The following is a 24,651-nucleotide window of genomic DNA, read 5'->3' on the forward strand; positions in this document are numbered from 1 at the left end:
GTCTTATTTTGATTGATTGTTTCCTTGATACTGACGAATTCTCACTGAATAAACCGCATTATTTAGCTTTTAACGACTAGGCTGGCAGATGGCGCCTATTGCAGCGCATCGGACTGGGAGAGCAAGAATGGGATTTCCGGGCACTTGGATGACAGAGAGCGAAAGCGTGGTCTACCGCGTGGTGCCCAAATGTGCCTGCTCGACCATTGGTCAGATCATGTATTACTCAGATCATGGCCGGTTCTTCGATGGCGATATCCATGATGCCACCAGCGGGCTGCATAAATGGGCTCTGCCGGACAGCCAGCCGCTGATTACCGGCAATGTGCAGTCGCAGAAATCCTATGCGTTCACCTGCGTGCGCAACCCTTACACGCGCGTGCTGAGTTCCTTCTTCGACAAGATTTGCGGCATCCAGCGCAATGGCAAACGCTACCGGGGCAATCTGGTGCCGCGGCTCACCTATGACTACGGGATCGAAGTGGGCGGTGACGATGGCAAGCAGCCCTTTGACCAGATCAAGAGCTTTCGCCGTTTCCTGCTGTTTGTCCGCGACACGGTGAAGTTTCGCCGCCCGATGGATCCCGATATCCACTGGTCCGCAACCTCGGGCCATGTTTCCACCTTCATCTGCAACGGCGGGCGCTACGACAAGGTGATCTGGACCGAAGCCTTCAATGAGGGCATGCAGGATGTACTGGACGCCATCGAGACGCCGCATCGGGTCGATCTGGCGCAGATCCCGCGCTTCAACGAAAGCGAAGGTCACGGTCCCAAGCGGGCGCATCCGGTCGAGGAGTACTTTGACGATCTGTCGATGCATCTGGTCTATGAGATCTACAAGCGCGATTTCGAGGTGTTCAAATACGATTTTGAAAACCCCGCCAACAAGATGCCCATCGGCGAGATCGACCTCGATGAGGTGCATGCCAAACTGGGCGAGTAGGTCACACCCGAGCATCAGCTCCCGCCCGGGCTGCAATCATTGACATGATCTTGTCCCGGTTGGGCGTGGCGCCGCTGGCGCGGCGCGCCTCCGGCGGGAGTATTTCGGGAAAGGTGAGGGGTTTTGTGCCTTATGCGCGGGTCGGGGACCCCAGATCTTGCAGCTGGGCTTGCAATCCGGTTGGAAACAACTCAATCCCGCCAGTCTCCAGCGCATCGGGATGCACCCATCTGGCAATAGATTTCAGGCCGTTGTCTTCGTAGAACTCAATCGTATCGCCTGCCAGATGCCGGGTCTCTGGCCAGGTGATCTGCGCGGCGAAGATGATTTCATGGCCGGTCTGGCCTTCGTGCCGATAGATGTTTTCCAGCACCACCGGCGCGCCGATGATGGTGATTTCCACAGCGAGCTCCTCCTGAAACTCCCGTCGCAGCGCCTGTTGCCAGGTTTCACCAAATTCAACGGTGCCACCCAAGGGGCGGACGCCTTTGGTCCGGCCGCTGTCATCGGGCACCTCCGCCGCGAGGAAACGGCCATCGCGCCAGGGCAGACCAATGGTTTTCACGCGAATGGACTGGGCCGGGCGCCAAATGGTCATGTCGGATCTCCTGCGGTGCCGCGGTGGGTCGAGTAGGGCTGGATCTCTATGAAAGAAAAAGCCCCGACATCCAAGATGCCGGGGTCTTCAAAAGCCGACTAACTGACAGCGCTGATTATTCGTCGTCGGGCAGGGCGCGCACGGCGCCTTTTGCGGCGGAGGTGGCCAGCAGGGCATAGGCCTTGAGCGCGGTGGAGACCTTGCGCTTGCGCGGCTTCACCGGTTTCCAGCCTGCTGCGTCCTGGGCGGCGCGCCGTGTCGCCAGCTCCTCGTCGGAGACCGCCAGGTGGATGGAGCGGTTGGGGATGTCGATCTCGATGGTGTCGCCCTGGTGAACCAGGCCGATGGTGCCGCCTTCAGCTGCCTCAGGCGAGACATGGCCGATCGACAGCCCGGAGGTGCCGCCGGAAAAACGCCCGTCGGTCAGAAGCGCGCAGGCTTTGCCCAGCCCTTTTGATTTCAGATAGGAGGTCGGGTAGAGCATTTCCTGCATCCCCGGACCGCCGCGCGGGCCCTCATAGCGGATCACCACCACGTCGCCTTCCTTGACCTTGCCGGTCAGGATGTCGTTCACCGCCTGATCCTGACTTTCGCAGACATAGGCCGAACCGGTGAATTTCAGGATGTTTTCATCCACCCCTGCGGTTTTCACGATGCAGCCGTCGCGGGCGATATTGCCAAACAGCACCGCCAGACCGCCGTCCTGGCTGAAGGCATGTTCCTTGGAGCGGATCACCCCGCCTGCACGGTCGGTGTCCAGCTCCTTGTAGCGGTTGGACTGCGAAAACGCTTCGGTGGTGCGCACGCCGCCGGGGGCGGCCTTGAACAGCTCTTCGGCCTCGGGGTTGTTGGCAACCTTGATGTCCCATTTGGCGATTGCCTCGCCCATGGAGCTGGAGTGGACGGTGGCGCAATGGTCATGCAACAGTCCCGCGCGGCTGAGTTCACCCAGGATGGAGAAGATGCCACCGGCGCGGTGGACGTCTTCCATATGAACGTTTTCGGTGTTCGGTGCGACCTTGCACAGGCACGGCACCTTGCGCGACAGGCGGTCCATATCGGTCATGGTGAAATCGACCTTGCCTTCATTGGCGATGGCCAAGAGGTGCAGCACCGTATTGGTCGACCCGCCCATGGCGATATCGAGGCTCATGGCGTTTTCAAACGCATCAAAGGTGGCGATTTCGCGCGGCAGCAGGCCTTTCTCCTCGCCCACGTAGTGGCGCTTGGTGATGTCGACGATCTTGCGGCCCGCCTCAAGGAACAGGTGTTTGCGGTCGGCGTGGGTGGCCAGTGTCGAGCCATTGCCCGGCAGCGCCAGACCCAGCGCCTCGGCCAGACAGTTCATCGAGTTGGCGGTGAACATCCCGGAGCAGGAGCCGCAGGTGGGGCAGGCGTTTTCCTCGATATGCTGCACCTGCTCATCGGTGAGGTTCTCGTTGGCCGCCGCAACCATCGCATCGACGAGGTCGATCTTCTTGGCGTCGAGATCGGCAATGTCGATCTTGCCCGCTTCCATCGGTCCACCGGAAACGAAGATCGCCGGGATATTCAGCCGCATCGCTGCCATCAGCATGCCGGGAGTGATCTTGTCGCAGTTGGAGATGCAGACCATGGCGTCGGCGCAATGGGCGTTGACCATATATTCGACGGAATCCGCGATCACCTCGCGCGAGGGCAGCGAGTAGAGCATCCCGTCATGGCCCATGGCGATACCGTCATCCACCGCGATGGTGTTGAACTCCTTGGCGACGCCGCCGGCCGCCTCGACCTCGCGGGCGACCATCTGGCCCAGATCCTTGAGGTGGACGTGGCCGGGTACGAACTGGGTAAAGGAGTTGACGATGGCGATAATCGGCTTGCCGAAATCATCGTCCTTCATCCCTGTGGCGCGCCACAATCCGCGTGCGCCCGCCATATTGCGGCCATGGGTGGAAGTTCTGGATCGGTACATTGGCATCTGGCTGGTTCCCTTGTCTTTGCCCCTCAGGGACACGATTTACGCAACAAAGGCAACATGTCGGGGCGGTCTTCGGTAATTATCTGGTGGTTTCTGCCGGTTTTCGCAGGCTTTGGCGGGGCGGAGTAGCGAACCGGGCGGTCAGGATCGGCATCCGGGACATCAGCGACAGGCCGAGGCTGTTGAGCCCCATGCCCACACCCATGCCCATAACCAAGACCGGAATCCAGCTGTCGGCCTGCGCCAGATTGGCGCCGGGGGCGCCGCTGGCCTGAGCGATGATCACGACAGATCCGGTGTAGCCCAGCAGCACGGCAACACTATGCGACAGTTTCAAGGAGCTGAGCATCCTGGTTTTCCTGAGCTGGCGGATCCGCTAGAGATCGCAGGGCTGTGCGTTATAGCGCACAGTAGCGTTTGTGCGTTATAACGCACAAGAGGTTTTTGAAGCGCGGCATGAACCAATCCGCATCGGGCGGACCAGCAACGGGCAGCAGGCATGAGCGAAGATAGCATCACTCTGAATTTGCGGGACATTCGCCAGGGCGCAGGGCTAAGCCTGTCACGGGCTGCCGAGGTCACCGGCGTCAGCAAGGCGATGCTGGGCCAGATCGAGCGCGGCGAATCAAGCCCGACGATTGCCACCCTGTGGAAAATTGCCAAGGGGTTTCATCTGCCGCTCAGCGCGCTGATCGGCGAGGCGGCAGCCCCGGATCTGGCCGCCAGCGGCGAGCGGGTGTTCCGCTCGGTCCAGTTTCCCGGTTCGATCGCGGTGAAGATGGTGTTTCCCTTTGATCCCGCGCTTGCGGCCGAGACCTTTCACGTGAGCCTGCGTCCCGGCCAATGCCACCTGTCCCAGCCCCACGACAGCGGCGTGACTGAAGAGGTCTTCGTGCTGGAGGGCGCGATGGAGGTGTTGCGGGGCGACGATTGGGTGGCGCTGGATACCGGGCAGGGGCTGCGCTTTGCGGCGGATCAGCCACACGGCTATCGCTGTGGCGACAGCGGTGCTGCGTTCTTGAACATGCACCACTACCGCCGCGTGGCCTCTCGCGGCTAGCGGCAGCCGGATCAATTGGCCGCAGCGGCGCGGCTTGTCGCCGGGGCAGAGGATGCCTAATGCTGGTGGCATTGATGACGAGGCGCCAAACCCTCCGGGGTGCGCGCGTCTTGCCCCTGTTTCCATTGACCTATTGCCGGAGAGTTTTCCACCGGCCTTATTACGAAAGCGATCTGATCCATGTACACTCTGCGCGGCAGTCTCCTGATGGTGCTCGCTATGGCCGCCTTTGCGCTGGAGGATATGTTCATCAAATCCGCGGCCCGAAGCCTGCCGGTCGGGCAGATCCTGATCCTGTTCGGGGCCGGGGGCATGGTGATCTTTGCCATCATGGCGCGTGCACAGGGGCACCGCCTGTGGACCCCGGTGTTCTACACGCGCGCGCTTGTGCTGCGCTCTGTCGCCGAGGTTGCAGGGCGGCTGTGCTACACGCTGGCAATTGCGCTGACGCCGCTTTCTTCGGCCTCCGCAATCCTGCAGGCGACGCCGCTGGTGGTTGCTGCCGGCGCGGTGGTCTTCTTTAACGAGCATGTGGGCCTGCGCCGCTGGCTGGCGATTGCGGCGGGTTTTGTCGGCGTCTTGATGATCCTGCGCCCGGGGGCCAGCGGGTTTGAGCTGGCCTCGCTCTTTGCGGTGGCGGGAACGCTTGGCTTTGCAGGCCGCGATCTGGCCACCCGCGCGGCTCCGGCCGGGCTGTCGAACGCGCATCTCGGGCTGGTCGGATTTGCCATGCTGATCGTCGCGGGGGTCTTGGCGCAGCCCTTTGGCGCGCCGATGGTGATGCCGGATCTCGCCACCGGGGCCGGTCTGGTGGCTGCAACCGTGGTGGGGGTGGTGGCCTATCACGCCCTGACCGGCGCCATGCGGAGCGGCGAGATTTCGGTCATCGCTCCCTTCCGCTACACCCGGCTGGTGTTTGCCATGGTGCTTGGGGTGGTGGTCTTCCACGAGCGCCCCGACCTCTGGACCCTGATGGGCAGCGCGGTCATCGTGATCAGTGGCGGCTTTACCCTGATGCGCAGCCGTCGCCGTCAGCCTACCTGAAACCGGTCGGTGGGGCGGGGGCCAATCCTCCGCTGCATCACCATCTTGCACCTCTCCCCCCGGCAGCTTACATCTGCGCCCATGGCCAAGCAAAAATCAGACCCGAATTACAAAGTGATCGCAGAGAACCGCCGCGCGCGGTTTGACTATGCGATTGAGGACGATCTGGAATGCGGGATCCTGCTGGAAGGATCCGAGGTCAAATCCCTGCGCGCCGGCGGTACCAATATCGCCGAGAGCTACGCGACGGTGGATGATGGCGAACTCTGGTTGGTGAACTCCTATATCGCGCCTTACGAGCAGGCGAAGATGTTCAAGCATGAGGAGCGTCGTCGCCGCAAGCTGCTGGTGTCGCGCAAGGAGTTGTCGAACCTTTGGAATGCAACCCAGCGCAAGGGGATGACCTTGGTGCCGCTGGTGATGTATTTCAACCATCGCGGTCTGGCTAAGGTGAAGATCGGCATCGCCAAGGGCAAGAAGAACCACGACAAGCGCGAGACCGAGGCCAAACGCGATTGGTCGCGCCAGAAGCAACGCCTGCTGAAAGACCACAGCTGAGTGCGACGCATTGCAGCTGCGGTGGGACAGGGCCAAGTCTGGATCTGCCGCCGGGCCTGCGCCGGACCTACGACCGTCGCTTCCCGGCCACCCTATCCTGCCCGGCAGTGGCACCGGGTGACGCGCGGCCATTGCAATAACTGACTAAATAAGTCAGATAAGCCCAACCCAGCAGACACATCCCTCGGTCAGGCCCGGCATCTTCTGTTTTCCTCCCTGTGACAAGGATGATGCCGATGCCTGAGGCCCTTTCTGATTCGCGACCTCTGACCCCTGCGCCCGCCGCTGACATGCCAACTATGCCCGCAGAAACCGCGCTTGCGGAACTGGGGCTTGATCCGTTTGAGGTCGCGCTGGTGCCACAGCTGCGCCATTTCACCACCTGCCTGCGAGAGCCGCAGAGCCAGGCCTGGCAGCACGCCTGTTGCAGCGCGGCTGAGCGCTGGGGTGAGAGTTTTGGCCTGGGGGTCGCGCATGCGCTGTTCAAGGTGGTGCGCTGCCTGCATGACCTGCGCGGCGAGCTTTATCAGGGGCATGACGCGCTGACCCTCTCGACCCGAGCCAGTGTCACCGCGGATGAAGCGGCCTGTCTGCGGATGCTGCATCACATGCGCCGCGACAACACCCCAGCGGCCCGCGACGCCGTGGCCGATCTGACCGGCGGCTGGATGGACCCGCATGTGATCCGCGCGGCGCTGTCCTTTGCCCATCGCTTCCCGGCGGGCAAGGCGGATCCGGCCCCTCGGTCACAACCTGCCACCGAATCCGCGCGCCCTCGGCTGCGGGTTGTCCGCTGACAGGGAGTGCAGATGCCCGGCGCAGCGCCTCCGATCCGGCCCGGTGGGACAGATTGTTGCGCTGCAGGCCTGGCCTCCCTTGCGACTCTGTCCGCGCGGTTGTACGGATGCCTCAGCACATATGAGGGGAGGCGGTAACGTTGGATGATCCTAAAACGCTTGTGTCGACAGACTGGCTTGCTGCGCATCTGAAGGACCCTGATCTGCGGCTCCTTGATGCCTCGTGGTACATGCCGCACGAAGGGCGAGACGCCAAGGCGGAGTATGACGCAGCTCATATTCCCGGCGCGCGCTTCTTTGATATCGACGATATCGCCGACAATCGCTCCGAGCTGCCGCATATGGTTCCCCCGGTGGAGAAATTCATGTCCCGCCTGCGCGCGATGGGGGTTGGTGACGGCCATCAGGTTGTGGTCTATGACGGCACTGGGCTGCGGTCGGCGGCGCGGGTGTGGTGGCTGTTCCGCCTGATGGGGCAGACCAATGTTGCGGTGCTGGACGGTGGTCTGCCGAAATGGCAGGCCGAGGGCAACCCGGTCGAAGATCTGCCGCCGGTCATCCGCGACCGCCATATGACCGTGCGGGTACAGAACCATCTGCTGCGTGATGTGACGCAAGTGTCCTCCGCCGCCAAGCTTGGCGATCACGAGATCATCGACGCCCGTGCGGCCGCGCGGTTTCAGGGCACGGTTGCCGAACCCCGCGAAGGTCTGCGGTCGGGTCATATCCCCGGCTCCAAGAACCTGCCCTATACCGAACTGCTGAACGCTGACCAGACGATGAAAGCGCCGGACGCGCTGCGTGCCGCCTTTGAACGGGCTGGTGTCGATCTCAGCAAGCCTGCCATCACCACCTGTGGGTCAGGCGTGACCGCCGCAGTCCTCAGCCTCGCCATGGAGCGGATCGGCAAGACCGATCATTCGCTTTATGACGGCTCCTGGACTGAGTGGGGCGCCTTCCCAACCCTTCCCGTTGCAACCGGAGAGACCTGATGTTCGAAACCCTGAAACCCCAGCCGGCGGACAAGATCCTGATGCTGATGCAGACGTATCGCGACGACCCGCGCGATGACAAGATCGACCTTGGCGTCGGCGTCTACAAGAACGCCGAAGGGGTGACCCCGGTGATGCGCGCCATCAAGGCGGCAGAACATAAACTGTGGGAAGAGCAGACCTCCAAATCCTACGTCGGCCTGGCCGGTGATCCGGCCTATTCCGACGCGATGATCAAGCTGATCCTTGCGGATAGCGTCGAGCGGGGCAATGTCGCGGCAGCCGCCACCCCCGGTGGCACCGGTGCCGTGCGTCAGGCGTTTGAGCTGATCAAGATGGCCAACCCGGGCGCGCGGGTGTTCGTGTCGAACCCGACCTGGCCAAACCACATCTCGATCCTGAACTATCTGCACATCGAAACCGTCGCCTATCGCTATTTCGACCGCGAGACCTGCGGCGTTGATTTCGATGGCATGATTGAAGATCTGAAAACCGCCAACAAAGGCGACGTGGTGCTGCTGCATGGCTGCTGCCACAACCCGACCGGTGCCAACCTCAACATCGTGCAGTGGCAGGAAGTGGTGGCGCTGCTGAACGAACGCGGTCTCATTCCGATGATCGACATTGCCTATCAGGGCTTTGGCGATGGTCTGGAAGAGGACGCGCAGGGCGTGCGCTACGTGGCGGCCAGCACGCCGGAATGTCTGATCGCGGCCAGCTGTTCAAAGAACTTCGGCATCTACCGCGAACGCACCGGCCTGCTGATGGCAGTATCGCAGGATGCAGGCGCACAGGGGCTGAACCAGGGCACGCTGGCGTTCCTGAACCGGCAGAACTATTCCTTCCCGCCGGATCATGGCGCGCGTCTGGTGACCATGATCCTGAATGACGACGCGCTGCGCGCCGATTGGGCGGCGGAACTGGAAGAGACCCGCCTTGGCATGCTGAAACTCCGCCAGCAGCTCGCGGATGAGCTGCAGCGCCTGACCGGGTCTGACCGCTTTGCCTTCCTGGCCCAGCATCGCGGCATGTTCTCACTGCTCGGCACCACGCCTGAAATGGTCGAGAAGATGCGCGCCGACAGCGGCATCTACATGGTCGGCGACAGCCGCATGAATATCGCAGGTCTGAACACCCAGACGGTGCCGATCCTCGCCCGGGCGATTGTCGACGCTGGCGTCTGATCCTGCCTGGCTGATCCCGCCTGTCTGATTCAGGCTGTCAGAACCGATGATCACGCCCCGCTTCGGCGGGGCGTTTTGCGACGGCTCACCAGACTTTCTCAATTCGTCTGGGCAAAAGCCTTCAAAGACTTATGGCTGCGGCTCGGGGGGGCACCCAAATGAAAACGCGGCCCCCGGAGGCACCGGGAACCGCGTTCAGTGTCAAGCCGGGTTCGGATCAGCTGGGGGAAAATTCGGGATAGGCTTCCATACCCAGTTCCGCCATGTCCAGACCGTTGACTTCGTCCTCTTCGCCAACCCGGATACCGGTCACCGCCCGCAGGATCAGCCAGACCACGGCGGAAGAGATAATGACGAAGAGCGCGACAACCACGATCCCGGTCAGCTGTGTGATCAGGCTGGCTTCGGGGTTGGTCAGCACAACCGCGATGGTGCCCCAGATACCGGCCACCAGGTGAACCGGGATGGCGCCGACCACATCGTCGATTTTCAGCTTGTCCAGCAGTGGCACCACAAAGACCACGATGATGCCGCCAGCAGCCCCGATCAGCGTTGCCATGCCCAGACCGGGCGTCAGCGGTTCTGCGGTGATCGACACCAGACCCGCCAGCGCGCCGTTCAGGATCATGGTAAGATCGGGCTTCTTGAACAGCAGCTGCGTCAGGATCAGCGCGGCCACGGCGCCGCCAGCTGCGGCTGCGTTGGTATTGGCAAAGATCCGGCTCACGTCCGCGACATCCCCGACAGTGCCCATCGCCAGCTGCGAGCCACCGTTAAAGCCGAACCAGCCCAGCCACAGGATGAACGTCCCAAGGGTGGCCAGCGCCAGGTTGGATCCGGGCATCGGGACGGTCTTGCCGTTCTTGTACTTGCCAATGCGCGGGCCAAGGATCAGCGCGCCGGTCAGAGCCGCCCAGCCCCCAACGGAATGCACCACGGTGGAGCCTGCAAAGTCGAGGAACCCCATCTCGTCCAGGAAGCCGCCGCCCCATTTCCAGCTGGCCTGCAGCGGGTAGATCACTGCGGTCAGCACGATGGTAAAGGCGAGGAAGGGCCAGAGTTTCACGCGCTCGGCGAGGGTGCCGGAGACAATGGAGGCCGTGGTTGCACAGAACATCAGCTGGAAGAAGAAATCCGATCCGGTGGAGGCATAGGAGTAATCATCCGCCTGCTCGGCGGTGATGCCCACCGCCTCCAGAACGCCTGGACCCCAGACACCGGAGAGGACGCCCTCAATCGACCAGGTGCCCAGCGGATACATCAGGTTATAGCCGATCAGGTAATAGAAGATGGCCGCCAGAGAGAACAGCGCAACGTTTTTTGTCAGCTGCATGGTGACGTTCTTCGACCGCACCAGACCCGCTTCCAGCATGGCAAAACCGGCCGCCATCCAGAACACGAGGAAGCCGCCGACCAGAAACAGCAGCGAGTTGAGGATAAACACCGTGTCGGTGGCTGCCGCTCCGGGCGCCGGGGCCGCAGCGGCGGTCTCCTGGGCGAGGGCGAGGCCGGGCAGGGCCAGCGTCGCCACCGCTGCAAGGGAAAGGGTTGATTTACGCATAACTGATTTCCTTCCTTTGCGCGTTTTCACAGCGCGTCGTGATTGGTTTCGCCGGTGCGCACGCGGATCGCCTGCTCAACGTCGAGAACAAAAATCTTGCCGTCACCGATCTTGCCGGTGCGGGCGGTCTGGGTGATGGTGTCGACGACCTGATCGGCCAGCCCGGAGGGCACCACCAGATCCAGCCGCATCTTGGGCACGAAATTCACCTCATATTCCGCCCCACGATAGATCTCCGTATGGCCGGACTGGGCGCCGAACCCCTTGATTTCCGTGACCATCAGCCCGGACACGCCGATGGATGTCAGCGCCTCGCGGACCTCCTCCAGCTTGAACGGCTTGATGGTTGCTATGATCATTTTCATGCCCGACCCCCTGTGATGATGGCGGCGCGTGGTGACAGCGCCTGAACTGTTTGCAGGTGCAGCAAATCCGCAGAGCCGAGTCGGTGGAACGTTCGGGGCCGGGTTTTGAGGGCGGTTGCGGCGGGACGGCTAAAAAATAGGCGATCTTTTGCCAGTCCGCCTAAAAAACACCCGGCTTTCAGAGGGGAAATGTCGTGAAACTGCCCCTCAACAAACCGTCGCAGACACGGTATGGTCCGCAAAACGGGCAAACCGGGCAGGATCTGGAAGATGGCACAAGGACCGCGGCGCCGACCTCTGGTCGCAGACAAGCGCTACGCGACAGCGGGGCGCGGCACGCAGGGCAAAGCGCCCGCGCGCAAGGCCAAACCACGGCCGAAATCAACCGCAAGGCCGCGTAAATCGGGCTGGCTTGGCCTGTTCGGCGGCGGTCGCAAAACGGGTGGCACCGGGGGCGGCGGCAGAGGCCCGCGCAAACCGCAGAAACCAAAGACCCTGCTGGGCAAGATCCTCGCGCTGCTGCTGGCACCATTTCGCTGGGCGTTCCGGCTGGCCTGGGGATTTGCCTGGCGGATCGGCATGATCTCGACCGCGCTGGTGGCGCTGGCGGTGGGCTACCACTACATGAAACTGCCCGAGGTTGCTGAACTGTTGGACGGGCGCGCGCGCGGCTCTGTCACGCTCACCGATCGCAACGGCGAGGTCTTTGCCTGGCGGGGGGATCAATTCGGCGGCGTGGTCACCAGCGAAACCGTCTCGCCCTACCTGAAGAACGCCATCGTCGCGACAGAGGATAAACGGTTCTACCGCCACTTCGGTGTATCGCCGCGCGGCGTTGCCAGCGCTGTCCGCATCAACCTGAGCGAAGGGCGCGGCCCGCTGTCCGGCCATGGCGGCTCCACCATCACGCAGCAGACCGCCAAGCTGCTGTGCCTCGGCGTGGTCTATGATCCGACCGAATGGGAGAGCGAGCGCGCCTATGAACGCGACTGCCGCCAGGGGTCGCTGTGGCGCAAGGCCAAGGAAGCCATCTTCGCGATGGCGATGGAGGCCAAATACACCAAGGATGAAATCCTCTCGATCTATATGAACCGCGCCTATCTGGGCGGTGGCGCCTATGGGGCCGAGGCCGCAGCGCAGCGCTATTTCGGCAAATCCGCCAATCAGGTGGATGCCGCAGAGGCGGCGATGCTGGCGGGTCTGCTGACAGCCCCTTCAACGCTGGCACCGACCAATAACCTGCAACGCTCGCAGGATCGCGCCGCCACCGTGCTGCGCCTGATGCAGGAGCAGGGGTATCTGACCACCGCTGAAATGCGCGCGGCGCAGAATACCCCTGCGGTCCTGAGCGAGGCCGCCGCCGCCCGCGCCGGTGGCTATTTCGCCGATTGGGTGATGGACACCATCCCGGATTTCTTTGGCAATGAGACAACCGAGGATGTGGTGATCCGCACCACCATCGACCAGCGCCTGCAACGCGCAGCCGAAGATGCGCTGAACCATGTCTTTGACACCAAGGTCCGCGAAGGCTCCAAGGCGCAGGCCGCCATTGTGGTGATGAGCGCGGATGGCGCGGTCCGGGCCATGGTGGGTGGGCGCAAATCCCGTGTCTCCGGTGTGTTCAACCGCGCGACCCAGGCCAAGCGTCAGACCGGCTCGGCCTTCAAACCCTTTGTCTATGCCACGGCGCTTGAGCTGGGGTATTCGCCGCTCGACCGGGTGCTGGACGCGCAATATTGCCTTGATGTTCCGGGGTCCGGCCAGTGGTGCCCAAAGAACTATACGCGGAAATTCTATGGCGAGGTCACCCTGGCGCAGGCCCTGCGGGATTCGCTGAACGTCCCGGCTGTAAAAGTGTCCGAGGCGGTGGGCCGCGATCTGGTGCGTCGCGTGGCCGGTGATTTCGGACTGGACAGTGAACTGGCCGCCGGCCCGGCGCTGGCGCTGGGTGCCTCCGAAAGCACGCTGCTTGATATGACCGGAGCCTATGCGGGCATTCTCAATGGTGGCTCCTCGGTGACCCCATATGGCGTGACGGAGCTGACGATCATTGGCGACAACACCCCTCTGATGGGCGCCAGCGGCGGTCTGGGCGAGCGGGTGATCCAGACCAAGGCGGCGCGGGAACTGATCTGGATGATGGAACAGGTGGTGTCGCAGGGCAGCGGTCGGCGGGCGCAGATCCCCGGCTGGCAGGCGGCCGGCAAGACCGGCACGACACAGGCGGCCCGTGATGCCTGGTTTGTGGGCTTCACTGCCGATTATGTCGCGGGCGTCTGGATGGGTTATGATGACAACACGCCGCTCTCCGGCGTGACCGGTGGCGGTCTGCCCGCCGATATCTGGCGCGAGGTCATGGTGCGGGTGCATGACGGTCTGACACCCAAACCGCTGCCGATGATCGCACCGCAGCCCATCGCACCACCGCCACAACCGCAGCCACAGCGTCGCCAGCGGCCCAACGTCGGGCAGGAACTGGGGCGCGCGGTGGACGGTCTGCTGCGTGACATCTTCGGCAACCGATAGCGCATCATGCCGGACCAAGCCGGGCCAATATGGGTCTTATGTCCCGCATGTCTCTGCGCTGTCACCGTGCAGCGTTCCGGCGCGGTCGTCGGCGGTCAGTCACTCCGTTTGGTGACCGCCGGTAGCCCCGTTTGGTGTCGCACCGCGCTGGGGATCATCGCGCGACCTTATGCGCGCTGACCGGGCGCGGCGCACAAACTGCAATCCTGAAATAGAAAAAGGGGCCGCCGGGCCCCTTCTTCGTGATCTGTCTGACGCTGCGGTGGCTGAACTCAGCTCAGCCGCTTCAGCTCGGCGATCAGCTTGTTGATATCACCCTTGTTGCGGTCAAGGATGGCCCCGATCTCGGTGCGTTCGGTCAACAGCAGGTTCACGCCTTCGATGAACATGTTGTAGAATTTGTCGCGACCGGATTTATCGGACACGAGGAAGGTCACCTCAAACGGGGCCTGACCTTTCAGCTTGGCCAGCGATTTGATCTCATAACCCGCCTTGATCTTGCGCGCGGATTGCACCTCGACCGAACCGCCGATGAACTCGCGGAACCGCTTGCCGTATTTGCGGGAGATATAGCCCTGGAACGCATCGGCAAAAGCGTTCATCTGCGCGCCCGAGGCGCGGCGGGCATCCACACCCAGCGCATAGCGTGCCATGATGTTCACATCCGCATAGCGCACGAAAATCTTCTCGAAATCACGGATCATCGCGCCTTCGGACTTGCCGGAGGCGATGACCTTGTTGATGTCGCCAACGACGCTGCCGACAAGGCTGCGCGCGGCGGCTTCACTCAGGGCAAGCACTTTACCGGGCAGGGCGGCCAGCCCGAGAAAGGCAACGCCAGTGGCCAGGAAACTGCGGCGGGTCAGAAAATTACTCGGCATAGATGTCCTCATACGGATCTGAATAGGGATCGCCATAGACCCCTTCGTATTCACTTTGATCGCCGCCCAACTCGAAGCGGCGGTTCTGAAGGTAGATCAGCCGCGCCTGCGCGTAGCTGTCGGCGCTCTCATACAAAATCGAGTCGATGGTGTCGGAATATGTGCCACGATCCCCCAGACGACGCACCACCTCGGCATAGATGCCGATGTTGTCGGCTGGATTATGCCGAGCGTAGCTGATCGGATTGGTGAAGAAATCCACCACGATGCCAGCCCCGTCGCGGGCGGTGGAGGGGCCAAAGAACGGCAGCTCGACATAGGCGCCTTCGCCAACACCCCAGACATGCAGCGTTTCGCCGAAATTGGTGTCCACACGCGGCACGTTGAAGTCAGAGGCCGGATCGCCAAGGCCGCCGATGCCAAAGATCGTATTGATCACAAAGCGCGATACAGCGATGCCCGATTCCTTGAAATTGCCCTGCAACAGCGCATTCACCGCCTGACCCGGCATCGACAGGTTCTCGGCAAAGTTGTTGAAACTGGTCACCATATCCGGCGGCACAATCGCGACATAACCCTTGGCAGCGGGGCGAAAGGCAAAGCGGTCAACACCACGGTTGAAATTGTGAATGGACCGGTTGGTGTTCTCGTAAGGATCGAACACCTCACCCGACGCGCGCGAGACACTATCTTGGGTTGCGCAGCCTGCCAGTGTCGACGTAACAGTTACCAGGGCCATAATCAAAAAAGGTCGCAGCGGGAAGGTCATTCGCTTCGGTGTCCAATCTGTCTGCTGTGGGCGCGTTGGACCCACTTAGGGTGTTTCTCAGCTCTGCCTAGTCAGAGACTGGGCTTGTTTACACAGTTGTGGCAGATTTGGAACATATGTGGTCCGGTTTTCTGCGCGCGTGGCTGATACATAGGGCATATTGACAGGGAATTGCAGACCTCTCATGACGAAAACTACTAATAAATCCGGCTTCGATGAGCTGCGGGCGCATCGTCGCCGCAGTCGTGGTCTCTATTGGTCGGTCGGTATCTTCAGCTTCTTCGTGAATATGCTGATGCTGACGGGACCGCTATACATGATGCAGGTCTATGACCGGGTGCTGGGCAGCCGGTCGGTGGCGACGCTGATCGCGCTGTCACTGCTGGTGGTGTTTCTCTACGGCACCATGGGTATTCTGGATTATGCGCGCGGTCGCATTCTGTCGCGGGCCGGGGCGCGGTTTCAGGCCGAGCTGGACCAGCGCGTGTTTGATGCCATGATCCGCCGTTCCGCGGTGGCTCAGGATCCGGTGGCGCAGACCGGTCTCAGCGATTTGGAATCGGTGCAACGTCTGATCGCCTCGCCGGTGCTCGGTGCCGCATTCGATCTGCCCTGGACGCCGATCTTCCTGTTTGGCATCGCTCTGTTCCACCCCTGGCTCGGGCTGCTGGCGCTTGGCGGTGGTGCGGTTCTCATCGCCATCGCGGTGCTGAACCAGTTCCTGTCGCGCCGCCCGCAGATGCAGGCGGGCATTTCCGGCCACCGGGCCAATCTGATGTCCGAGGAAATCCGCACCGAAGCGGAGATGATCCAGTCTATGGGTATGCGCCGCGCCGCGTTTCAGCGCTGGAAAGCGGGCCGCGATGCCGCACTGGTGGACAGTGTCGCCGCCAGCGACGTTGGCGGCGGCTTCACCACATTGACCAAAACCCTGCGCCTGTTCCTGCAATCGGCGATGCTGGGTCTGGGCGCGTATCTGGTGCTGCAGAACGAGGTGACCGCCGGCGCGATGATCGCAGGCTCGATCCTGATGGGCCGGGCGCTGGCGCCTATCGAACTGGCGCTTGGTCAATGGGCGATGGTGCAGCGCGCGCTGAAGGGCTGGCGCAATCTCGCCGAGCTGCTGGAGAAAGTCCCGGAAGAGCCGCAGCGCACCGAATTGCCCAAACCCTCCGCCAATCTCGAAGTACAGGCGCTGGCGGTGGTGCCGCCGGGGGACAGCCGTCCGCAGCTGCGCAATGTCAGCTTCCGGGTGCAGCCGGGTCAGGCCATCGGCGTGATCGGCCCCTCAGGCTCCGGCAAATCCACCCTCGCGCGGGCACTGACCGGCGCCTGGCGCCCGGCGGCGGGCACGGTGCGGCTGGATGGCGCCTCGCTGGAGCAATACGCCCCCGAGGTGCTGGGCCAGAACATCGGCTACCTGCCGCAGCGCGTGCAGCTGTTCGAGGGCACCATTGCCCAGAACATCGCCCGGCTGTCGTCCAACCCGGATTCCGAAAAAGTCGTCGCCGCCGCGAAAAAGGCTGCGGCCCATGATATGATCGTGCATCTGCCCGATGGCTATGACACCCGGATCACGGCTGGGGGCGGGCGGCTCTCCGGCGGTCAGATGCAGCGCGTCGCCTTGGCGCGCGCGCTTTATGACGATCCGGTGATCGTCATTCTGGATGAGCCGAATTCGAACCTCGACAACGACGGGTCGGTGGCGCTCAACCGGGCGATCAAACAGCTCAAGGCCGATGGCAGATCGGTGCTGATCATGGCCCATCGCCCGGCGGCCATTCAGGAATGTGACCTTTTGCTGGTCATTGATCAGGGGATCCAGACCGCCTTTGGCCCCAAGGACAAGGTCCTGCGGGAAATGGTTTCGAACCACCAGAGCATTCAACAGGCAGCGCCAGGAGGTGTGCGATGAACCAGACCGATACCGGGGCCACATCCTGGTCCGCCCGCCGTCCGCTGCTGATCGGCCTGTTCGGCGTTGTGATCCTGCTCGGGGGCTTTGGGACCTGGTCGGTCGCCACCTCCATCGCCGGTGCCATTGTAGCCTCGGGCCGGATTGAGGTCGACCGCAACCGGCAGGTTGTGCAGCACCTCGACGGCGGCATCGTGCAGGACATTCTGGTGGAAGAGGGCGACACCGTGGCCGAGGGCGCGGTGCTGCTGCGGCTGGATGCCAAGGAGCTGCACTCGCAACTGGTCATCACCGAAGGTCAGCTGTTTGAACTGATGGCACGCCGCGCGCGCCTTGATGCCGAGCGGGACAGCGCCGAGACGGTTGAGTTCGACGCCGAGCTTTCCGAACTGGCCGAAACCCGGCCAGAGGTGGCCGATCTGATGCAGGGCCAGCTCCGCCTGTTTCAGGCGCGCAAGGATTCGGTGGCGCGCGAAATCGACCAGCTGGAAAAACGACGCTCGCAGATACAGGATCAGATCAAAGGCGTTCTGGCGCAGCAGGCCTCGCGCCGCACCCAGCTCGAGCTGATCGAGGAGGAGCTGGCAAACCAGCAGTCGCTGCTGGATCGCGGGCTGGCGCAGGCCGGCACGGTTCTGAACCTGCGCCGGACCGAGGCCGACCTGCAAGGTTCGCTGGGCGAGCTGATTGCCACCGAGGCCCAGGCCGAGGGGCGCATCACCGAAATCGACATCGAAATCCTCAAACTGGGCACCCAGCAGCGCGAGCAGGCCATCACCCGGCTGCGCGATCTGCGCTATCAGGAGCTGGAATTGGCCGAGACCCGCCGCGCGCTGAAGGAACGTCTGGCGCGGCTCGATATCACTGCACCGGTCTCCGGCATCGTCTATGGTCTGCAGGTCCATACGCCGCGCTCGGTGATCCGGGCGGCGGAGCCGGTGCTTTATCTGGTGCCGCAGGACAGGCCGCTGGTGATTGCCGCGCAGGTGGCCCCCACCGATGTCGATCAGATCTATGTCGGTCAGCCGGTAACCCTGCGCTTCCCGGCTCTGGATCAGCGCCTGACGCCGGAACTTTTCGGCACGGTGAAACAGGTCTCTGCCGATGCGTTTGAGGATCAGGCGAGCAAGCTCTCCTACTACCGCACCGAGATCGAACTGGATCCCGGCCAGCTGGAAACCCTGCCCGAGGGCACGGTGCTGATCCCCGGTATGCCGGTCGAAGGATACATCCGGACCGCCGAGCGCACGCCGCTGGCCTATCTCGTGAAACCCCTTGCCGACTACTTCGTCAAAGCCTTCAGGGAAAGCTGACGGGGCCGAGCAGCGCGAAGCCGAAGACACGTCGCAAAACCGCCCCACCCGGGGCGGTTTTTTGCTTTCCGCCCTGCCGCTTCCCGGTTAGCGTTCCGCAAAACCTGATGCAAAGGACTGCACCCATGGATATCGAAGCCAAACTCAAAGAACTGGGCATTCAGCTGCCGAGCGCACCGGCCCCGGCTGCCAATTACGTCCCCTATGTCGTGGTCGGCGATATGGTCTACATCTCCGGCCAGATCTCGGCCGGCCCCGAAGGGCTGATCACCGGCAAACTGGGCGCCGACATGGATGTGGTCGCAGGTCAGAAAGCCGCCCGCCAATGTGCCATCGCGCTGCTGGCGCAGCTGAAAGCCGCCTGTGATGGCGATCTCAATCGCCTGAAGCGCGTCGTCAAACTCGGCGCCTTTGTGAATTCCACCGACAGTTTCACCGATCAGCCGCAGGTGGTGAACGGCGCTTCCGATCTGATGGTCGAAGTGCTGGGCGATGCCGGCCGTCATGCCCGTGCCGCCGTCAGCTCGCCTTCGCTGCCGCTGGGGGTCGCTGTGGAAATCGACGGCGTGTTCCAGATCTCATGAGAGCTGACCTGCCTGCCGCACTCCTGCGCCAGCCCATAACCCATCGCGCGCTGCATGATGTGCGCGATGGCCGCCCGGAAAACAGCCGCGCCGCCATGCGCGCCGCGATCGAGGCTGGCTATGGTATCGAAATGGATTTGCAGCTGTCCTCGGACGGCTGCGCCATGGTGTTTCACGATTACGCCCTGGACCGGCTGGCCGAAGGCACCGGTCTGGTGGCGGATCACACCCGCGATCAGCTGCGCGCGATCCCGCTCAAGGGCGGCGACGGTGAATGTATCCCCGATCTGGCAGAGATCCTTGATCTGGTGGCAGGCCGCGCGCCGCTGCTGATCGAGCTGAAGGATCAGGACGGCGATATGGGCCCCAACATCGGCGCGCTGGAGGCAGACACCCTGCGCCAGTTGCAGGGCTACAAGGGCGATGTCGCCCTGATGTCCTTCAACCCGCATTCCGTGGCAGAGCTGGCACGGCTGGCGCCCGAGGTGCCGCGCGGACTGACCACCAGCGCCTATGATCCGGTCAGCTGGCGCGAATTGAGCACGCCGACCTGCGACCACCTGCGCGCGATCCCCGATTTCGACCGCGTCGAAGCCAGTTTCATCAGTCACGAGGTGCAAGACCTCGGCCGGGATCGCGTCACGCAGCTGCGTGATCAGGGTGTGCCGATCCTGTGCTGGACGGTGACCTCTGCCGCGATGGAAACCGAGGCACGCAAAATTGCGCATAATGTCACCTTCGAGCGCTATCTTTCTGATATTCCGGGTTGAACCCGTCCGCGACGGACACAGATACTGTCTGTCGCGGAGGCATTGAATGGAACAGGCGCAGATCGAAATCGAAGTGCTGGCTGCGCTGTCGCAGCTGGAGGCTGCGGAATGGGACGCCTGCGCCTGTCCCGAGGCCGCTGATGGCGGCCCACCGCTCGACCCCTTTACCACCTACCGGTTCCTGTCCGCGCTGGAGGACAGCGGATCGGTGGGGCGGGGCACCGGCTGGCAGCCGCAGTATCTGACCGCGCGGCGCGACGGCCTGCTGATTGCCTGCGCCCCTATGTATGTGAAATCCCACAGCCAGGGCGAATATATCTTCGACCACAACTGGGCCCATGCCTATGAACGCGCGGGCGGGCATTACTATCCCAAACTTCAGATCGCGGCCCCCTTTACCCCCGCGACAGGCCGCCGCTTTCTGGTCAGGCCCGGGTATGAAGGCGTGGGCCAGTCCGCGCTGGTACAGGGCGCCGTGCAGCTTGCCGCCAATAACCGCGTCTCCTCGCTGCATGTCACCTTCTGCACCGAGGATGAGGCCGCCATGGGCGCCGAAATGGGTCTGATGGCGCGGGTCACCCAGCAGTTTCACTGGCTGAACGACGGCTACCGCAGCTTTGACGATTTCCTCGCCGCGCTAGCGTCGCGCAAACGCAAGACCATCCGCAAGGAACGCGCTCAGGCGCAGGGCTTCGGCGGCGAGATCCGCTGTTACCACGGCAGCGATCTGCGCCGCGAACACTGGGATGCCTTCTGGACCTTCTATCAGGACACCGGCGCGCGCAAATGGGGCTCGCCCTATCTCAGCCGCGCGTTCTTTGACATCGCCCATGACACCATGGCCGACGACATGCTGCTGATTCTTGCCGAACGCGACGGGATACCGGTGGCCGGTGCACTGAATTTCCTAGGCCGTGAGACGCTTTACGGTCGCTACTGGGGGTGCACCGAACACCACCCCTGTCTGCACTTCGAACTGTGCTACTATCAGGCTATTGAACACGCGATTGCGCGTGGTCTGACGGCCGTCGAAGCAGGCGCGCAGGGCGAACATAAACTGGCGCGCGGCTATCTGCCCCGGCAGACCCACAGCCTGCATTGGGTGGGCGATCCCGGCTTTGCCGATGCAATTGCCCGCTATCTGGACGCCGAACGCGGCGCCATCGAGGAAGAGATCGAGATCCTGACGGACTACGGTCCGTTCCGCAAACCCCATGTGGAGGAGCAACAATGACCGAGAAACTTTCTGAAGCCACCCGTGGCCCGCTGCTGGACCCGCTGTTCAGCGCCGGATGGGAGGTGGTCGAGGGCCGCGACGCCATCACCAAGACCTTTAAATTCGCCAGCTTCGTCGATGCCTTTGGCTGGATGACGCGGGCTGCAATCTGGGCCGAAAAATGGGACCACCACCCGGAATGGAGCAATGTCTACAATACCGTTACAGTGACCCTGACCACCCATGACGTCGGCGGTATCAGCGCGCTGGACGCCAAGCTGGCGCGCAAGATGGAGAGCCTTGTCTGACAGGCGCCGTCTTCATCCGCGGTAGAATGACAAGAGAGGCAAGGGTATCCGCGCCTCTCTTGGTGTTTCTAGCGCCCCGATCTTGGTCTGGGGCAGGGGCTCAGCCCATCGCCTCCAGCAGGGCCTCGCCTGCCGACAGCTCACATTTGCCGGGCGAATCCTCGGCATTCATGATCTCGACCTTGCCGTCGCGGGCCAGCATCGCATAGCGCAGAGAGCGCCCGACCAGCCCCGCCGCAGGCGCGTCCAGCCGCATCCCGATCGCATCGGTAAAGCCGCATTCGGCGTCCGACAGCATGGTAATCCCCGCTGCACCGGCACCGGTCGCCTCTGACCAGGCCTGCATCACAAAGGGATCGTTGCCCGCAATGCAGATGATTTCATCCACGCCCTTGGCCGCCAGCGCCTCGGCGTTGCGCACGAAACTGGGCACATGGGCGGAATGGCAGGTCGGCGTAAACGCACCCGGCACCGCAAAGATCGCCACCGTGCGCCCCTTTGTAAGATCACTGATCGCGACCTGCTCCGGCCCGTCCTTGCCCATCCGCGTCAATGTCGCCTCCGGCAGGCTGTCCCCTTGTGAAATCATGCTGTGTTCCTCTCCGTGCTGATTGTGTTTTATGTTCCCCCACATATAGGGTTCGGCAACAGCCTGACCAGCACGCAAACTGGCAATGGCATTTCCGAAAGACAGCAGAAGGCACAATAGCAAATGACCCATTTTGTCGTGATCGGGGCAGGCCAGGCGGGGGCCTCGCTGGTGGCGCAGCTGCGCAAGCAGGGTTTTGACGGAGAGATTACGCTGATTGGCAGCGAACCCGTTGTGCCCTATCAGCGCCCGCCTCTGTCAAAGGCCTATCTCCTGGGGGAGATGGAGATGGACCGCCTGTTCCTGCGGCCCGAGAGTTTTTATGCCGAGGCCAATATCACCCTGAAACTTGGCCAGCAGGTGCAGGCCATCGACCCGGCGGCGAAAACCGTGACGCTGGCGGATGAGGTGCTGCACTACGATCAGCTGGCGCTCACCACCGGCTCCACCCCCCGCCGCCTGCCTGCGGCCATCGGCGGCGATCTGGGCGGGGTCTACGTCCTGCGCGATCTGGCGGATGTGGATGCCATGGCCCCGGCGGTCACGGATGGCGCGCGCACGCTTATCGTCGGCGGTGGCTACATCGGGCTGGAGGCCGCAGCGGTCTGCGCCAAACGCGGGGTTGCCGTGACGCTGGTCGAGATGGCGGAGCGCATCCTGCAACGGGTCGCAGCTCCCGAAACCTCGGATTATTTCCGCGCGCTTCACACGGGCCACGGTGTTGATCTGCGCGAAGGCGTGGGTCTTGTGCAGCTGGAAGGTGAGGGCGGCGCCGTCAAACGCGCCGTGCTCAGCGATGGCAGCACGGTCGAGGTGGATTTCGTCATTGTCGGCGTCGGCATCACCCCGGCCACCGATCTGGCAGAGGCGGCAGGCCTCGCGCTGGAGAATGGCATCCGGGTGGATGAACAGGGCCGCACCTCGGATCCGTCGATCTGGGCGGCGGGCGATTGTGCGTCCTTCCCCTATCACGGCAGCCGCATCCGGCTGGAAAGCGTGCCCAACGCCATTGACCAGGCCGAAGTCGCCGCCCGCAATATGCTCGGCGCGAATGAAACCTATGTGGCCAAACCCTGGTTCTGGTCCGATCAATACGACGTCAAACTGCAGATCGCGGGCCTCAACACAGGCTACGACAACGTGGTCACCCGCACCGGCAGCGATGGCACCATGTCGTTCTGGTACTATACCGGCGATCAGCTGGTGGCGGTGGACGCAATGAATGATCCGCGCGCCTATATGGTTGCCAAACGTCTGATCGAGGCCGGGCGTACCGCTGACAAATCCGTCGTGGCGGACGCTGACGCGGATCTGAAGCCGCTGCTGCGCACATGAGGATCATCGCCGGCGAGTTTCGTGGCCGCGCGCTCACCAGCCTGGGCAAGGGCGACGCGGGCGCGCATCTGCGCCCCACCACCGACCGTGTGCGCGAAAGCCTGTTCAACGTGCTGGGCCATATCGTCGATTTCGACGGCGCGCGGGTGCTGGATCTGTTTGCAGGCACGGGTGCCCTGGGGCTTGAGGCGTTGTCGCGCGGCGCGGCCGAGGCCGTGTTTGTGGATGATGGCCGGGTGTCGCAGGGGCTGATCACCAAGAACATCGACCTGCTGCGCATCAAGGATCGCGCCCGCCTCATCCGCCGTGATGCCACCCGCCTGCCGGTCAATGACGCTGCGCCTTACGATGTGGTCTTTCTCGATCCGCCTTACGGCAAGTCGCTGGGGCAAAAGGCGCTGGCGGCGGTGACAAAAGGCGGCTGGCTGGCCGAGGAGGCGCTGGTCGTCTGGGAAGAAAGCAGCCCCATGCAGCCCCCCGAAGGATTCACTCTGCACGACAGCCGCAAATACGGGGACACCCATGTCACCCTTCTGTGGCGCGAGAGCTGAGCATCAGCCCAAAAGGACAGCACCATGCCGATTACATATCCCACGCCGAAACTGGTGATTTTTGATTGCGACGGTGTGCTGGTCGATAGTGAAACACTTAGCAATCAGGTGCTGGTCGACAATCTTGGACGGTATGGTCTGCAACTGTCGTTGGCGGAGTGCATGGACCTCTTTGTTGGTGGCACCATGGCGGATGTCCGAACCAAGGCCATCGCGCGCGGTGCGGATCTGCCCGAGAACTGGGTGGCGCAGGTCTATGATGAAACCTACGCAAGGCTGCGGCAGGGTGTGGATCTGGTGCCGGGTATCCCGGATCTTTTGGCACTGTTGCAAGTCCGCGGCATCGCCTTCTGCGTCGCCTCCAACGGCAGCGAGGAAAAGATGCGGATCACTCTTGGTCAGAACGGCCTCTGGGACCTGTTCCATCCCCATGCCATGTTCTCGGCCCAGACGCTGAAGACCGGCAAACCCGATCCCGATCTGTTTCTTGCGGCGGCCTGTCATTTCGACGTGCAGGCGCGCGACTGTCTGGTGATCGAAGACAGCGAAAACGGCGCCCTCGCCGCCGCCCGCGCCGGGATGCGCTGCCTCGGCTTCGACCCCCATGGCAAGGGCACGCGCCTCAAGCGGCATAATGCCGAGCATATCACCGCCATGTCAGAGGTTCCGCGCCTGATTGGACATATTCCCTAAAGGCACCCTCAGGTAGAGTGCGACATTTTCACAGCAATCTATACGCTTTGTTCAGCGGAACACCCCACGATCCAACCGCAGGATTTACACCGTTCGATGCAGGCAATATTCGACCTGTGAAACGGACGATCAATCG

Annotated in this window: 25 protein-coding genes; 17 read left to right on the top strand and 8 right to left on the bottom strand. The window is 62.7% G+C overall.

The window, feature by feature from the left end; translation table 11 throughout:
* Window positions 1–127: 127 nt before the first annotated feature.
* The gene (locus tag VXL81_RS13640; protein ID WP_416545252.1) at window positions 128–946 is read left to right on the top strand and encodes a sulfotransferase family protein; all 819 of its coding nucleotides are present in this window, start codon (window positions 128–130) and stop codon (window positions 944–946) included.
* Window positions 947–1,076: 130 nt separating this feature from the next.
* On the opposite strand, the gene VXL81_RS13645 is transcribed toward VXL81_RS13640, so the two are convergent.
* The 3 genes from VXL81_RS13645 to VXL81_RS13655 all read right to left on the bottom strand — a co-directional run bounded on the left by VXL81_RS13645 (window position 1,077) and on the right by VXL81_RS13655 (window position 3,853).
* On the bottom strand, window positions 1,077–1,544 hold the full coding sequence (locus VXL81_RS13645) for an NUDIX hydrolase (protein ID WP_416554719.1): 468 nt from the start codon (window positions 1,542–1,544) through the stop codon (window positions 1,077–1,079).
* A gap of 115 nt (window positions 1,545–1,659) precedes the next feature.
* A complete protein-coding gene (gene ilvD, locus VXL81_RS13650; RefSeq protein ID WP_416554721.1) occupies window positions 1,660–3,504 on the bottom strand; it encodes a dihydroxy-acid dehydratase in 1,845 nt (614 codons plus the stop codon).
* 79 nt (window positions 3,505–3,583) lie between these two features.
* Window positions 3,584–3,853, bottom strand: coding sequence for a benzoate/H(+) symporter BenE family transporter (locus tag VXL81_RS13655; RefSeq protein ID WP_416554723.1), 270 nt, complete (start codon window positions 3,851–3,853; stop codon window positions 3,584–3,586).
* 150 nt (window positions 3,854–4,003) lie between these two features.
* Between VXL81_RS13655 and VXL81_RS13660 the strand changes: the two genes are divergently transcribed.
* The 6 genes from VXL81_RS13660 (at window position 4,004) to VXL81_RS13685 (ending at window position 9,139) form a co-directional block, all read left to right on the top strand.
* A complete protein-coding gene (locus tag VXL81_RS13660) occupies window positions 4,004–4,564 on the top strand; it encodes a helix-turn-helix domain-containing protein (RefSeq protein WP_416535285.1) in 561 nt (186 codons plus the stop codon).
* A gap of 180 nt (window positions 4,565–4,744) precedes the next feature.
* On the top strand, window positions 4,745–5,608 hold the full coding sequence (locus VXL81_RS13665; protein WP_416554725.1) for a DMT family transporter: 864 nt from the start codon (window positions 4,745–4,747) through the stop codon (window positions 5,606–5,608).
* An 81-nt stretch (window positions 5,609–5,689) separates the two neighbouring features.
* Window positions 5,690–6,166: an SsrA-binding protein SmpB gene (smpB, locus tag VXL81_RS13670; RefSeq protein ID WP_340546776.1), complete on the top strand. Its 477-nt coding sequence runs from the start codon at window positions 5,690–5,692 to the stop codon at window positions 6,164–6,166.
* A 236-nt stretch (window positions 6,167–6,402) separates the two neighbouring features.
* A complete protein-coding gene (locus VXL81_RS13675) occupies window positions 6,403–6,963 on the top strand; it encodes a hypothetical protein (protein ID WP_416554727.1) in 561 nt (186 codons plus the stop codon).
* 140 nt (window positions 6,964–7,103) lie between these two features.
* Entirely contained in the window at window positions 7,104–7,955 is an 852-nt protein-coding gene (sseA, locus tag VXL81_RS13680; protein WP_340546778.1) for a 3-mercaptopyruvate sulfurtransferase, read from the top strand.
* Window positions 7,955–9,139: an aromatic amino acid transaminase gene (locus tag VXL81_RS13685; protein ID WP_416554729.1), complete on the top strand. Its 1,185-nt coding sequence runs from the start codon at window positions 7,955–7,957 to the stop codon at window positions 9,137–9,139. The genes sseA and VXL81_RS13685 overlap by 1 nt, the downstream gene beginning before the upstream one ends.
* Window positions 9,140–9,356: 217 nt before the next feature.
* Here the strand turns inward: VXL81_RS13685 and VXL81_RS13690 are convergent, their stop codons facing one another.
* Both VXL81_RS13690 and VXL81_RS13695 read right to left on the bottom strand, forming a co-directional pair.
* Window positions 9,357–10,700, bottom strand: a complete 1,344-nt coding sequence (locus VXL81_RS13690) for an ammonium transporter (RefSeq protein ID WP_340546780.1) — start codon at window positions 10,698–10,700, stop codon at window positions 9,357–9,359.
* Between the two features lie 26 nt (window positions 10,701–10,726).
* A complete protein-coding gene (locus VXL81_RS13695) occupies window positions 10,727–11,065 on the bottom strand; it encodes a P-II family nitrogen regulator (protein WP_024095995.1) in 339 nt (112 codons plus the stop codon).
* 270 nt (window positions 11,066–11,335) lie between these two features.
* Here VXL81_RS13695 and VXL81_RS13700 point away from each other — a divergent pair, with 270 nt between their 5' ends.
* A complete protein-coding gene (locus tag VXL81_RS13700; RefSeq protein ID WP_416535283.1) occupies window positions 11,336–13,591 on the top strand; it encodes a transglycosylase domain-containing protein in 2,256 nt (751 codons plus the stop codon).
* A 272-nt stretch (window positions 13,592–13,863) separates the two neighbouring features.
* On the opposite strand, the gene VXL81_RS13705 is transcribed toward VXL81_RS13700, so the two are convergent.
* Together VXL81_RS13705 and VXL81_RS13710 are read right to left on the bottom strand one after the other, a co-directional pair.
* Window positions 13,864–14,472, bottom strand: a complete 609-nt coding sequence (locus VXL81_RS13705; protein WP_340546782.1) for an MlaC/ttg2D family ABC transporter substrate-binding protein — start codon at window positions 14,470–14,472, stop codon at window positions 13,864–13,866.
* On the bottom strand, window positions 14,462–15,241 hold the full coding sequence (locus VXL81_RS13710; RefSeq protein WP_374015516.1) for a VacJ family lipoprotein: 780 nt from the start codon (window positions 15,239–15,241) through the stop codon (window positions 14,462–14,464). The genes VXL81_RS13705 and VXL81_RS13710 overlap by 11 nt, the downstream gene beginning before the upstream one ends.
* A 184-nt stretch (window positions 15,242–15,425) precedes the next feature.
* On the opposite strand from VXL81_RS13710, the gene VXL81_RS13715 reads away from it, so the two are divergent.
* The 6 genes from VXL81_RS13715 to VXL81_RS13740 all read left to right on the top strand — a co-directional run bounded on the left by VXL81_RS13715 (window position 15,426) and on the right by VXL81_RS13740 (window position 21,347).
* The gene (locus VXL81_RS13715) at window positions 15,426–17,156 is read left to right on the top strand and encodes a type I secretion system permease/ATPase (RefSeq protein ID WP_416554731.1); all 1,731 of its coding nucleotides are present in this window, start codon (window positions 15,426–15,428) and stop codon (window positions 17,154–17,156) included.
* The gene (locus VXL81_RS13720; protein WP_416535281.1) at window positions 17,153–18,469 is read left to right on the top strand and encodes an HlyD family type I secretion periplasmic adaptor subunit; all 1,317 of its coding nucleotides are present in this window, start codon (window positions 17,153–17,155) and stop codon (window positions 18,467–18,469) included. Before VXL81_RS13715 ends, VXL81_RS13720 begins: the two co-directional genes overlap by 4 nt.
* Before the next feature lie 125 nt (window positions 18,470–18,594).
* Window positions 18,595–19,053, top strand: a complete 459-nt coding sequence (locus tag VXL81_RS13725) for a RidA family protein (RefSeq protein ID WP_416554733.1) — start codon at window positions 18,595–18,597, stop codon at window positions 19,051–19,053.
* Window positions 19,050–19,823: a glycerophosphodiester phosphodiesterase family protein gene (locus tag VXL81_RS13730; RefSeq protein WP_340546787.1), complete on the top strand. Its 774-nt coding sequence runs from the start codon at window positions 19,050–19,052 to the stop codon at window positions 19,821–19,823. Before VXL81_RS13725 ends, VXL81_RS13730 begins: the two co-directional genes overlap by 4 nt.
* A gap of 46 nt (window positions 19,824–19,869) precedes the next feature.
* Complete coding sequence (locus tag VXL81_RS13735) at window positions 19,870–21,057, top strand: GNAT family N-acetyltransferase (protein ID WP_340546788.1); 1,188 nt, start codon at window positions 19,870–19,872, stop codon at window positions 21,055–21,057.
* Window positions 21,054–21,347 (top strand): 4a-hydroxytetrahydrobiopterin dehydratase, encoded by a 294-nt coding sequence (locus VXL81_RS13740; RefSeq protein WP_416537419.1) that lies wholly within the window; start codon window positions 21,054–21,056, stop codon window positions 21,345–21,347. The genes VXL81_RS13735 and VXL81_RS13740 overlap by 4 nt, the downstream gene beginning before the upstream one ends.
* 100 nt (window positions 21,348–21,447) lie before the next feature.
* On the opposite strand, the gene VXL81_RS13745 is transcribed toward VXL81_RS13740, so the two are convergent.
* Complete coding sequence (locus VXL81_RS13745; RefSeq protein WP_340546790.1) at window positions 21,448–21,936, bottom strand: peroxiredoxin; 489 nt, start codon at window positions 21,934–21,936, stop codon at window positions 21,448–21,450.
* 123 nt (window positions 21,937–22,059) lie between these two features.
* On the opposite strand from VXL81_RS13745, the gene VXL81_RS13750 reads away from it, so the two are divergent.
* Genes VXL81_RS13750 through VXL81_RS13760 form a run of 3 tightly spaced genes read left to right on the top strand, consistent with a single transcriptional unit; the run spans window position 22,060 to window position 24,515 of the window.
* The gene (locus tag VXL81_RS13750; RefSeq protein ID WP_416554735.1) at window positions 22,060–23,271 is read left to right on the top strand and encodes an NAD(P)/FAD-dependent oxidoreductase; all 1,212 of its coding nucleotides are present in this window, start codon (window positions 22,060–22,062) and stop codon (window positions 23,269–23,271) included.
* On the top strand, window positions 23,268–23,822 hold the full coding sequence (gene rsmD, locus VXL81_RS13755) for a 16S rRNA (guanine(966)-N(2))-methyltransferase RsmD (RefSeq protein WP_340546792.1): 555 nt from the start codon (window positions 23,268–23,270) through the stop codon (window positions 23,820–23,822). The genes VXL81_RS13750 and rsmD overlap by 4 nt, the downstream gene beginning before the upstream one ends.
* Window positions 23,823–23,846: 24 nt before the next feature.
* Window positions 23,847–24,515: an HAD family hydrolase gene (locus VXL81_RS13760; protein ID WP_416537416.1), complete on the top strand. Its 669-nt coding sequence runs from the start codon at window positions 23,847–23,849 to the stop codon at window positions 24,513–24,515.
* Window positions 24,516–24,651 lie beyond the last annotated feature (136 nt).

It is taken from the genome of Phaeobacter sp. JH204B (assembly GCF_048055755.1).
Lineage (GTDB): Bacteria > Pseudomonadota > Alphaproteobacteria > Rhodobacterales > Rhodobacteraceae > Phaeobacter > Phaeobacter bryozoorum.

Excerpts from the sequence above, each read along its gene's own strand:
- VXL81_RS13640 (WP_416545252.1), top strand. The coding sequence starts at position 128 with ATGGGATTTCCGGGCACTTGGATGACAGAGAGCGAAAGCGTGGTCTAC.
- VXL81_RS13645 (WP_416554719.1), bottom strand. The coding sequence starts at position 1,544 with ATGACCATTTGGCGCCCGGCCCAGTCCATTCGCGTGAAAACCATTGGT.
- ilvD (WP_416554721.1), bottom strand. The coding sequence starts at position 3,504 with ATGCCAATGTACCGATCCAGAACTTCCACCCATGGCCGCAATATGGCG.
- VXL81_RS13655 (WP_416554723.1), bottom strand. The coding sequence starts at position 3,853 with ATGCTCAGCTCCTTGAAACTGTCGCATAGTGTTGCCGTGCTGCTGGGC.
- VXL81_RS13660 (WP_416535285.1), top strand. The coding sequence starts at position 4,004 with ATGAGCGAAGATAGCATCACTCTGAATTTGCGGGACATTCGCCAGGGC.
- VXL81_RS13665 (WP_416554725.1), top strand. The coding sequence starts at position 4,745 with ATGTACACTCTGCGCGGCAGTCTCCTGATGGTGCTCGCTATGGCCGCC.
- smpB (WP_340546776.1), top strand. The coding sequence starts at position 5,690 with ATGGCCAAGCAAAAATCAGACCCGAATTACAAAGTGATCGCAGAGAAC.
- VXL81_RS13675 (WP_416554727.1), top strand. The coding sequence starts at position 6,403 with ATGCCTGAGGCCCTTTCTGATTCGCGACCTCTGACCCCTGCGCCCGCC.
- VXL81_RS13685 (WP_416554729.1), top strand. The coding sequence starts at position 7,955 with ATGTTCGAAACCCTGAAACCCCAGCCGGCGGACAAGATCCTGATGCTG.
- VXL81_RS13690 (WP_340546780.1), bottom strand. The coding sequence starts at position 10,700 with ATGCGTAAATCAACCCTTTCCCTTGCAGCGGTGGCGACGCTGGCCCTG.
- VXL81_RS13695 (WP_024095995.1), bottom strand. The coding sequence starts at position 11,065 with ATGAAAATGATCATAGCAACCATCAAGCCGTTCAAGCTGGAGGAGGTC.
- VXL81_RS13700 (WP_416535283.1), top strand. The coding sequence starts at position 11,336 with ATGGCACAAGGACCGCGGCGCCGACCTCTGGTCGCAGACAAGCGCTAC.
- VXL81_RS13705 (WP_340546782.1), bottom strand. The coding sequence starts at position 14,472 with ATGCCGAGTAATTTTCTGACCCGCCGCAGTTTCCTGGCCACTGGCGTT.
- VXL81_RS13710 (WP_374015516.1), bottom strand. The coding sequence starts at position 15,241 with ATGACCTTCCCGCTGCGACCTTTTTTGATTATGGCCCTGGTAACTGTT.
- VXL81_RS13715 (WP_416554731.1), top strand. The coding sequence starts at position 15,426 with ATGACGAAAACTACTAATAAATCCGGCTTCGATGAGCTGCGGGCGCAT.
- VXL81_RS13720 (WP_416535281.1), top strand. The coding sequence starts at position 17,153 with ATGAACCAGACCGATACCGGGGCCACATCCTGGTCCGCCCGCCGTCCG.
- VXL81_RS13725 (WP_416554733.1), top strand. The coding sequence starts at position 18,595 with ATGGATATCGAAGCCAAACTCAAAGAACTGGGCATTCAGCTGCCGAGC.
- VXL81_RS13730 (WP_340546787.1), top strand. The coding sequence starts at position 19,050 with ATGAGAGCTGACCTGCCTGCCGCACTCCTGCGCCAGCCCATAACCCAT.
- VXL81_RS13735 (WP_340546788.1), top strand. The coding sequence starts at position 19,870 with ATGGAACAGGCGCAGATCGAAATCGAAGTGCTGGCTGCGCTGTCGCAG.
- VXL81_RS13740 (WP_416537419.1), top strand. The coding sequence starts at position 21,054 with ATGACCGAGAAACTTTCTGAAGCCACCCGTGGCCCGCTGCTGGACCCG.
- VXL81_RS13745 (WP_340546790.1), bottom strand. The coding sequence starts at position 21,936 with ATGATTTCACAAGGGGACAGCCTGCCGGAGGCGACATTGACGCGGATG.
- VXL81_RS13750 (WP_416554735.1), top strand. The coding sequence starts at position 22,060 with ATGACCCATTTTGTCGTGATCGGGGCAGGCCAGGCGGGGGCCTCGCTG.
- rsmD (WP_340546792.1), top strand. The coding sequence starts at position 23,268 with ATGAGGATCATCGCCGGCGAGTTTCGTGGCCGCGCGCTCACCAGCCTG.
- VXL81_RS13760 (WP_416537416.1), top strand. The coding sequence starts at position 23,847 with ATGCCGATTACATATCCCACGCCGAAACTGGTGATTTTTGATTGCGAC.